At 28.9% G+C, this 10,257-nt stretch carries 12 protein-coding genes; 4 read left to right on the top strand and 8 right to left on the bottom strand.

The genetic code is table 11. The annotated features are described in order from the left end of the window. The 6 genes from BM384_RS12200 to BM384_RS12175 all read right to left on the bottom strand — a co-directional run. A partial coding sequence (locus BM384_RS12200; RefSeq protein WP_090013979.1) for an ATP phosphoribosyltransferase regulatory subunit occupies positions 1-777 on the bottom strand: 777 nt, incomplete at its 3' end. A gap of 317 nt (positions 778-1,094) precedes the next feature. Beyond that, the gene (locus BM384_RS12195) at positions 1,095-1,532 is read right to left on the bottom strand and encodes an ACT domain-containing protein (RefSeq protein ID WP_090013978.1); all 438 of its coding nucleotides are present in this window, start codon (positions 1,530-1,532) and stop codon (positions 1,095-1,097) included. Beyond that, positions 1,532-2,428, bottom strand: a complete 897-nt coding sequence (thrB, locus tag BM384_RS12190; RefSeq protein WP_090013977.1) for a homoserine kinase — start codon at positions 2,426-2,428, stop codon at positions 1,532-1,534. The genes BM384_RS12195 and thrB overlap by 1 nt, the downstream gene beginning before the upstream one ends. 10 nt (positions 2,429-2,438) lie before the next feature. Then, complete coding sequence (locus BM384_RS12185; protein WP_090013975.1) at positions 2,439-3,101, bottom strand: hypothetical protein; 663 nt, start codon at positions 3,099-3,101, stop codon at positions 2,439-2,441. Between the two features lie 125 nt (positions 3,102-3,226). Continuing rightward, positions 3,227-3,781: an NUDIX hydrolase gene (locus tag BM384_RS12180; RefSeq protein WP_090013974.1), complete on the bottom strand. Its 555-nt coding sequence runs from the start codon at positions 3,779-3,781 to the stop codon at positions 3,227-3,229. A gap of 12 nt (positions 3,782-3,793) precedes the next feature. Then, a complete protein-coding gene (locus BM384_RS12175) occupies positions 3,794-4,714 on the bottom strand; it encodes a PD-(D/E)XK nuclease family protein (protein WP_090013972.1) in 921 nt (306 codons plus the stop codon). Positions 4,715-4,848: 134 nt separating this feature from the next. Between BM384_RS12175 and BM384_RS12170 the strand changes: the two genes are divergently transcribed. From BM384_RS12170 to BM384_RS12160, 3 genes are all read left to right on the top strand, one after another. Then, positions 4,849-5,043, top strand: a complete 195-nt coding sequence (locus BM384_RS12170) for a PspC domain-containing protein (protein WP_090013971.1) — start codon at positions 4,849-4,851, stop codon at positions 5,041-5,043. A gap of 130 nt (positions 5,044-5,173) precedes the next feature. Then, positions 5,174-5,767, top strand: coding sequence for an ECF transporter S component (locus BM384_RS12165; RefSeq protein ID WP_090013969.1), 594 nt, complete (start codon positions 5,174-5,176; stop codon positions 5,765-5,767). 127 nt (positions 5,768-5,894) lie between these two features. Further along, entirely contained in the window at positions 5,895-6,083 is a 189-nt protein-coding gene (locus tag BM384_RS12160) for an alpha/beta-type small acid-soluble spore protein (protein WP_090013968.1), read from the top strand. Between the two features lie 83 nt (positions 6,084-6,166). Here BM384_RS12160 and BM384_RS12155 read toward each other — a convergent pair whose 3' ends face one another. Further along, complete coding sequence (locus BM384_RS12155) at positions 6,167-6,550, bottom strand: hypothetical protein (protein ID WP_090013967.1); 384 nt, start codon at positions 6,548-6,550, stop codon at positions 6,167-6,169. A 108-nt stretch (positions 6,551-6,658) separates the two neighbouring features. Further along, positions 6,659-9,256 carry an ATP-dependent chaperone ClpB gene (gene clpB, locus BM384_RS12150; protein WP_090013966.1) on the bottom strand — a complete coding sequence of 866 codons (2,598 nt, stop codon included), beginning with the start codon at positions 9,254-9,256 and terminating at the stop codon, positions 6,659-6,661. 165 nt (positions 9,257-9,421) lie between these two features. On the opposite strand from clpB, the gene BM384_RS12145 reads away from it, so the two are divergent. Then, a partial coding sequence (locus BM384_RS12145) for an AraC family transcriptional regulator (RefSeq protein ID WP_139232109.1) occupies positions 9,422-10,257 on the top strand: 836 nt, incomplete at its 3' end.

The raw sequence follows: 10,257 nt of genomic DNA, 5'->3' as shown, positions 1-10,257 counted from the left end.
GCTGCCATATCCTAGTTCTTCTAATTCCCTTGATATATTTTCTAAATAATCTATACTTGCATTCATCTTATCGTTGAAACAATACTTTCTTCCTTCACTTAAAACTTCCTTTCCCCCAAAAAGCCATGGAAGTTTTATAAATAAATTTTTATATTTTTCTTCTAGATTTAAAGATTCTAAATATTCTTCTAATTCTTGAAGACTTTTTCTATCTATAAGCTCTGAAAGTTTTCTTCTTTCATCATAATCTAAATCAAGTTCTTCTACTGATGAATTGAAAAAGCTTATATTACCAATTTCAAGTTTGTACTTATATTTTTCAAAAAGCTTTAATACATCTAAGGCTGTAACTAATATTTCTAGGTCTGAGTTTTCAGCCTTTTCCCCAATAAGTTCTACTCCGCAATCAGTATATTCGTTCTTTTTTCCCCCAAGACTTTCATGAACTCTAAATACATTTGCACAGTATCTAAATCTTAATGTATCTTTTATATCCTTAAACTTAGATGCAACAACTCTTGCTATAGGAATTGTCATATCTGGTCTAAGAGCCATTATCTTTCCTTTATTATCAAAAAATTTATATAACTCTTCTTCTCTTAGTGCTTCAAATCCTGAATTTATAGTATCGTAAAACTCTATTGTTGGAGTAATAATTTCTTCGTATCCCCAGCCATCTAGAATATTTTCAATATCCTTTTGAAGATTTCTTTTTATAGCACATTCTTCAAGAACAATATCTCTAGTTCCCTCAGGTGTAATATATTTCTTTCTCATAAGCCCCTCCTTGCTTTAATAATTTAACACACTAAATTATTAAACTTTATATCATTTTAATATACCATTTTTTTCATGTCAATACTTTTTTTGAACCTTTATGGATAATTACTCACAAAAACTTATAATTATACACTCATCATGTATAATTATACCACCTTTTTGTGCATATATGCTCAAAAAATAATATATTTTAAAATTATGTAATATAATATATAAAATACAAATTATTCAAAACATATATTTTAACTACAATTATTTATATTATGCATTAAAAAAGCTGAAGTTTATATACTTATAAACTTCAGCTCCATAATCTATTCCATTGCAATAAATTCTACTTTTTCAACCTTATCTAGCTTAGATAATTCTTCTATTAATGTACTTATATCACCCTTCAAGTTACTCATATCTATTGTTAAACTAACATATGCATAACCATTTAAAGGAATTCCCTGATTAATAGTTAAAATACTTCCCCCAACACTTGATATATGATTTAAAATACTTGATAAAACTCCAGTTCCATCAATAATCATTATATTAAAAGTAGCTTTATGTCCCTTTGGACTTTCTGAAAACTCAAATACAAAATCTCTATATTTATAGAAAACACTTCGACTGACTCCTGCAATCTTAGTAGCCTCAGTTACTTCTTTTACCTTTCCTTCTTTTAACAACTTCTTCGCTTTTACAACTTTTTCATATACATCAGGTAAAACCTTTTTATCTATTATATAAAAATTATTTTGCATTACTCTTCACCTTCTAGAACTATTGCCCCTAACTTATCGACAAAAAGTTCATGAATGCTCCAGTTGAATCGTTTTGCCTCTAAAAATTTATTTAATTCATAACATATTTCTTTATTATCATCTTTTGCAACTGCCATTATTGTAGGTCCTGCTCCACTTAAATAAGATCCTAATGCCCCAACTTCATAAGCCTTATTTTTTACTTCATCAAAACCTTTAATTAACTTACTTCTATATTTTTCATGGAAACACTCTTTACATGCAAACTTAAGTAAATCAAAATTTCCATGAGCCATAGCAGCTACTAATAAGGATGCTCTTCCAACGTTATATACTCCATCCTTTAAAGATATTTCTTTCGGTAATACCTCTCTTGCATCACTTGTGGATAATCTAAAGTCTGGTATTATCGGCATAAACTTTAATCCATCATGAACCTTTATCTTTTCATAGTATACCTTATTATTCTCTAATATAGCAACAACCATTTCTCCTAGTAATGCTGGTGCAACATTGTCAGGATGGCCCTCTATTTCTACTGCCATTTCAAGTAATTCATCTTTTGAAAATTTATCTCCAATTATTTTATTAGCTCCAACAAGTCCCCCAACAATACAGCTAGAGCTACTTCCAAGACCTCTTGAAACTGGAATATCTTGAGTTAATGCTGATATTTCCAATCCCTTTGGCTTATATCCTGCTTTATTAAAACATTTCATCATAGATTGGTAAACTATATTATCTTCATTACAAAATTCTTCTGGAAAGCCTTTAAACTTTATTCCTTCATCTATTTCTTTAAAAGCAAATACGTTATATAAATTAAGAGCTATTCCCAAGGAATCAAATCCTGGCCCCATATTTGCTGAAGTTGCTGGTACTCTTACCTTAATCATTTTTTATCTCCTACTTTAAATAAGATAAAAGTGCCTCTTCCATTTCATCTTTATCCCACACTTCATCATGTAAGACAGGCTTTTTATCTAATCCTTTTAAGTTTACTGGTACTTGAACCTTTGTAACTTCACATAGTTTATCTATAACTTCAAAATCATTTATTTTATCCACATCTATATCTAGTGCAGAGCAGATACTTCTTGGAAATTTATATGGACTGGCAGTTGATGCAATAAGCACCTTTCTATTATCCTTGCTATCTTTAACATACTTCTCATATACTGTTTCAGCAACTGCAGTATGTGTATCCATTAGGTAGTTTTTATTTTGATATACATTCTTTATTGTTTCTGCAACCTCTTCTTCTGTAGCGAAGTTACCATAGAATTCATTTACAAATTCTTTTACCTTATCAGAAACTTCATAAACTCCATCAGTAGTTAACGCATTCATAAGTTTCTTAACTTCTTCTTCATTTATATCTGAAAAGAACTCCTTTATTATTTTAAACGCAAGTTCTTCATAAGATAATGATTTTTCTTTTTTTAATGAATCATAAAGATTAGGAAAAGATTCTGGAACATATAGTCCTCCATCCTTTGCTATTCCTCTAATTATTGCCTCTGCAGATTTAATACCTGCTTCTAGTCCCCTTGTACTTTGAAATTTCATGTCTTTTTCTCACCCCAAGTATTTATTTTTATGAAATTTTCCTTTTTTAAATCTTTTAACTAATAATACCATGTTTCCCCTATAAAAACAAGTGTTTTTTTAAGAAAAACATGGTATATTTTGAACTATAAATTCATCAAAACAATAGCAGCCTTTATAGAAACATTATGTTCTTTAACAAACTGTTTTGCATCTTTTATCTTTAATTTAAATACTTCAATATCTTCATCATCCTCAGTGTTTTCTGTAGATATTTCTCCTTCAACTACCATCTTTACTATAGCAGTTGTTTCATCTGTAAGACCAACAGAAGTATAACTTGGTTTTAAGTATAATTCATAGCTTTTAGCCTTTAATCCTGTCTCTTCAAAAAGCTCTCTTTTAGCAGCCTCTTCAATACTTTCTCCTGGATCTATAATTCCTGCTGGAAGTTCATATAAATAATCTGAAATAGCAGGTCTAAATTGTTTTAACATTACTACTTCATCATTTTCTGTAACAGGTATTATCATAACTCCATCACATACTGTATGATCTTTTGTTACGCAAGATAGTTTATCTCTTTTTCTTCTACTTGCTACATAATAATCCTTAGGATTTCCCTTTTTATTTATTAGTTTTAGTTTATACATATTTAAAAACTTACTATCTGTTAATTGAATTATGTCTATTAATTTCATTTTATCTACTCCTTATAAACACATTTTTTTAAATTTGCATTTTCTACATTTATTAATATTGTCACACTTAACAAAGGACTCTTTATCTTTTGGCTTATTTAAAGTTTTATCAATAAGCATAGCATTTATCACATTCATATCTAAATCTATTTTTTCTTTCATTACAGCAATATCTTCTTCTTTAAATTTATACTCTACATATTTATTTAATAGAAGATATTCTACTCTACAATTTATATTTTCTATTGAAATTTTATATTTATCCATTACATACAAAACATAAACCATAAGCTGCTCTGCATCATAATCACTTTCTTTTCCCGTTTTCCAATCAACTATAAAATAATTATCATCTTCATCTATATATAGTAAATCTAGAATAGTAAAAATCTTAACCCCATTAATCATTACATAGCTAAACTTCTCTTCATCTGCTTCTAATAATGTACATTTTTTAGTTTTTATCTCTTCATAAGTTTTTGATTTTATAAAACCTTCAGCACAGTATTCTAACTTATTTTTTATACCTCCTATTACTTTGTCACTTAGTTTTTCCCCATAATAATATTCCTGAAGCATTTCTCCTCTAGGATATTCATCCCACTCACCACTTTTTTCTTTTTCAATACTAGATTTAACACCTTCATTAAGCTGTTTTCTAATATATGCTTCTATTTTTTTAGGATTAGCATCCCACCCATTTTTTATAATATCCTTTATAAGATGATGAAGTTTATCTCCAAACATAAGATTTATATTAGTAAGTTTTTTTAGTCTCCATGACATTTTAGCTTCATCTGAAGATTCATAAAACCATCCATTATGAGATCCATAATAAGTATAGTAATATTCCCTAAGACAATTTTCTATTACTTTCATCTTCGATATACTCCAAGATTTCTCTGGATATTTTCTGCGCTCAATGTTTGTCATTATGCCTTCCCCCTAAGTATTTCTCAATTTTATTATACTCTATTTCTTATAATTTATATATTTTGAGATATTTTTATGGATTATTAGCTATAATTATAATAGACTTAAAATTTAAAACCTGAAAGGAAATACATATGAATATAAAAAATAAAATATTTAATAATTCTAATAAAATGCTCTTAGGTGTATGTTTTGCACTTTCTAAACACTTTGACTGCTCAGTAAATACATTTAGAATAATATTTATTGTAGCTACTATCATTGATTATAGATTTGCAATTATAAATTACCTTGCTCTATTTCTTTTGATGGATAATGATAATATTTAATAATGTTGATATTTATTGTAAACATGTTAAAATTATTAAGTCGGTATTTTTAAAAACTGAACAAATATTAATCTCGCTTCAGATTTGCCGAATTATATCCACTTTGGAATAAGAACGGAGGACTTTAAAAATGGAAAAAGTTAATAAAAAGACAAACGTAAGAAAGCTTACCGTAGTTGGAATGCTTTCAGGAATCTGTATATTTATGGGGCTGAGCGGAATTGGTTTTATTCCTCTTCCTTTTATGAAAGCAACAATAATGCATATTCCAGTAATTATAGGAGCAATACTTGAAGGACCTGTGATTGGTGCAGCTGTAGGACTTGTATTTGGATTATTTTCAATATATCAAAATATAACTGCTCCAACTTTATTATCACCAATATTTATGAAGCCTATAGTTGCAATTATACCAAGGGTTTTAATAGGAATAGTTTCTTACTACGTATATAAAGCTATTGTAAATAAATTCAACAAACCAGGACTAGCTTCTGCTTTTGCTGCCTTCTTTGGTACATTAACAAATACTGCAGGAGTACTTGGATTAACATATCTTCTTTTTGCTAATCAATACGCTGCATTAAAAGATATTGAAAGTTCAGCTGTTGCTGGAATATTAGGTACTATTGCATTAACTAATGGTATTCCAGAAGCTTTAATTTCAATTGTAATAGTTGTACCTGTTGTAACTGGTTTATTAAAAGTTTATAGAAGAAAAAAATAGATGCACATTTTTCCTTTATTACCTGTTAAATCATAGTTTATATATTTAGTTATTACACAAAATACTAGTGTAAAGTCAATCAAGACTTTACGAAAAATATAAACCAAGTTTAGAGGAGGAATATATTATGTCACAAAATAGCGCATTAGTACCAGAAGCAAAGAACGGATTAGCAAAATTCAAAAATGAAGTAGCAAACGAAATGGGCGTTCCATTTACTGATTACAACGGAAATCTTTCTTCAAAACAATGTGGTAGTGTTGGCGGAGAAATGGTAAAAAGAATGGTTCAACAATACGAAAACGGCATAAAATAATAACCAAAACTAAATAAGGCAGTAAAAAAGGTATCTTACGAAATAACACTAGGTTATCTCATAAGATACCTTATACATTTTTATTAAGCCCAGTCAACTTCACATTCATTTAACAAATTAAATAAACCATATTCATAAACATTAAGGTTTATATTTTCTCTTAAAAGCTTTGATATAACTTCATCTTTTTCATCTTGAAACATAGCTGATTCTCTTATTTTCGAAATAAAATCATCTAAATTAAAAATTTGACACTCTCCATTTTCAACTCCCTCAATGATTCCTACATCATTTTGCTGGCTGTACATATCGAATTCATATTCTCCACCACTATGTACATTTTCTAAAATGGTTCTAAGATCATATTCATATACTGTTCCTCTAGCTGAATCAATATCTTTGAAGCCTCTAAGCTCTCCTGAAGGCATTAATAATACATAATCATTTACTGCTGTTACATATTCCATAATAAAAACCTCCTAAAATGCAGATGGTAGCTCTACTTTTTTCGAACTACCATCTTTCTTTTTACACTATTATTTTCTGCATTTTAAGATTTTTAATACAAGCTATATTTACCTTGTAGAAAGTGTTAATTCATCTTCAGTAGCGTCAACTACTACAGTTGAGCCATAATGAACTTCACCTTTTATAATTTTTCTAGCTAAGCTATTTTCAAGTGTATTTTGGATATATCTCTTAAGTGGTCTTGCACCATAAACTGGATCATACCCTTCTCTAGCTAGAATGCTCTTTGCTTTATCTGTAATTTCTAATGTTATATTTCTATCTTTTAATCTTTCTCTAACTTCATCTAAGAATATTTCAATAATCTTCTTAATTCCATCTTCAGATAATGGTTTAAACATTATAGTATCATCAACTCTGTTTAAGAATTCAGGTTTAAACTTACTTCTTAGAGCTTGCATTACTAATTCTCTGTTTTCATCACTTACTTCTTCACCTTCATTATCTAATAGATATTGAGATCCAATATTAGAAGTCATTATAATTATTGTATTCTTAAAGTCAACAGTCTTTCCTTTATTATCAGTTAATCTACCATCATCTAGTATTTGTAAGAACATATTAAATACATCTGGATGTGCTTTTTCTATTTCATCAAAAAGTAATACTGAATAAGGTCTTCTTCTAACTGCTTCAGTTAATTGTCCACCTTGTTCATATCCAACATATCCTGGAGGCGCTCCAACAAGTCTAGACACTGCATGTTTCTCCATGTATTCAGACATATCTATTCTTATCATAGCATCTTCTGTATCAAATAAAGTTCTTGCTAAAGTTTTTGCAAGTTCTGTTTTACCAACACCAGTTGGTCCAAGGAATAGGAATGAACCTATTGGTTTGTTTTCATCCTTTAATCCTGCTCTTGCTCTTAAAATTGCACTTGATACTGCTTCTACTGCTCTATCTTGACCTATAACTCTTCTTTGAAGTTCTTCATCAAGTCTTAATAATTTTTCTCTTTCTCCTTCAAGAAGATTATTTACAGGAATTCCTGTCCACTTAGATAGTACTTCTGAAATTTCTTCTTCAGTTACTTCTTCTTTTAATAAAGCACCATCATAATTTTCTTTTACTTCTGCTTCTTTCTTAGCTATAGCTTCTTCAAGTCTTGGAATAGTTGAATATTGAAGTTCAGCTACCTTATTGTAATCATATTGTCTTTGATACTTTTCAACTTCTCCTCTTGCATCATCAAGCTGAGTCTTCAAGTCTCTTAAAGCCATAATATGTTCTTTTTCTTTTTCATACTTAGCAGTCATTTCATCATCTTTTTCTTTAATATCTGCTAATTCTTTATTTAAGGCTGCTAAACGTTTTTTAGAACCTTCATCATTTTCTTTTTCCAAAGCTTCTTTTTCAGTTTCTAACTGGAATTTCTTTCTTCTTAAAACATCAAGTTCTGTTGGAAGTGAATCTATTTCTGATCTAACCATAGAACCTGCTTCATCAATTAAATCTATAGCCTTATCTGGTAAATATCTATCTTGAACATATCTATCTGAAAGTTTTGCTGCTGCAACTATTGCACTGTCATGAATTCTTATTCCGTGGTGGATTTCAAATTTTTCTTTTAATCCTCTTAATATTGAAATTGTATCTTCTACTGTAGGTTCATTTACAATTACAGGTTGGAATCTTCTTTCTAGTGCCTTATCCTTTTCAATGTATTGTCTGTATTCATCAAAAGTAGTTGCACCTATACAGTGAAGTTCTCCTCTTGCTAATAAAGGTTTTATAAGATTTCCTGCATCCATTGCTCCATCAGTCTTACCTGCTCCAACAATAGTATGTATTTCATCTATAAATAATATAATCTTTCCTTCACTACTTTGAACTTCTTTTAAAACTGCTTTTAATCTTTCTTCAAATTCTCCTCTATACTTAGCACCTGCAATTAATGATCCCATATCTAAAGAGAAAATTATTCTGTCTTTTAATCCTTCTGGAACATCTCCACGAACTATTCTTTCTGCAAGACCTTCTACGATTGCTGTCTTACCAACACCAGGTTCACCAATAAGTACTGGGTTATTCTTAGTTCTTCTTGAAAGAATTCTTATTGCTCTTCTTATTTCTTCATCTCTACCTATTACAGGATCAAGTTTATGTTTTTTAGCTAGTTCAACAAGATTAGTACCATACTTAGCTAATGCATCATAAGTTCCTTCTGGATCTTGTGTATCAACTTTTTGATTTCCTCTAACTTGTTCTAGAACTTGCATAAAATCTTTTTTATTTATATTAAATGATTTAAGGATTTCACCTACTGGTCCATTACTATCTACATCCATAAGTGCTAGCATTAAATGTTCAACACTTACAAAAGAATCCTTAAATTGTTTTGAAATTTCTTCTGCTTTTACAAGAACAGATTCAACTTGTCTTGTAATATAAACACCAGAACTATTTGCTCCTTCTCCCAAAACTTTAGGCATAGAACTTAGCTTGGAATTAATCTTGGCTGTTACTTCTTTTGTACTGATGCCCATCTTATTTAATATGTTAGGAATTAATCCGTCTTCCTGTTCCATTAAAGCAGCAAATACGTGTATAGTTTCTATTTGTTGATGATCATTTCTTACTGCTATAACGTTAGCATCGCTTAATGCCTTCTGTACTCTTAATGTCATTTTATCAATATCCATAATATCTAAACCTCCTTTAGGATTTCACGTTTTATTTTTTCTTTACGTATATAATAATACAAAGGTCAAAGAAAGTCAAAGTGTATTTGAATATTTTTTTAACTTTTTTCAAAAAACTATTTATTGATATAATTTCATTAGTATAATTTACAAAAGGAGAATCTTATGAGAAAAGAATTAATAAACTATCCATCAAGCCTTCCTTTAGAAATTACTTATACTTCAGTGAAGGAATATCCAATACACTGGCATAACTCTATTGAAATAATTTATGTTTTACAGGGAAGTATAAAAATATCCATAGATACAGACACCTTCGAACTATATGAAAATGAACTTGAAATAATCAATGTTGATGAGAGTCATAGCATTTCTTCTGATAATGACAATAGACTTCTAATATTCCATATAGACCCTAAGTTCTTATCTAAATACTATAAAGATATAAAAAATATCTACTTTTATACTAATACTTCTGATGAAGGAGCTCAAGATGGTATCGAATACGATACTTTTAGAAAACTCCTAAGTGAGCTACTTTTTGAGTATGTAAAAAAATTAGAAAACCATGATGAAGAAATAGAAAAAATATTAATTGACCTTCTATATCATCTTATAAATAATTTTCATTATTTAATTTATGAGCAATCAGAATTAAAGGATAATAAAGAGCAACTTGATAGATATCATAGAATTTCAAAATATATTTATAATAACTATAGTAATAATATTACTCTTCAAGAAATAGCAAAGAAGGAATTCTTAAGTCCTCACTATTTATCCCATGAAATTAAAAATGCCACAGGAGCAAGTTTTACTTCACTTTTAAACCTAACAAGAGTAGAAGAATCAGTTAAACTTTTAATTAATAGTGATTTAAGCATTTCTGAAATATGTAATGAAGTAGGTTTTTCCCACACAAGATATTTAAATAAACATTTTAAATATTATTATGGATGTACTCCCCTACAATTTAGAAGAAAGAATAAAGTTACAGAAAA

This window comes from Clostridium sp. DSM 8431, assembly GCF_900116755.1.
Classification (GTDB): Bacteria; Bacillota; Clostridia; order Clostridiales; family Clostridiaceae; genus Clostridium.
Note: the sequence above shows the minus strand (reverse complement) of the source record. Positions and strands in the feature narration are given on the sequence as shown.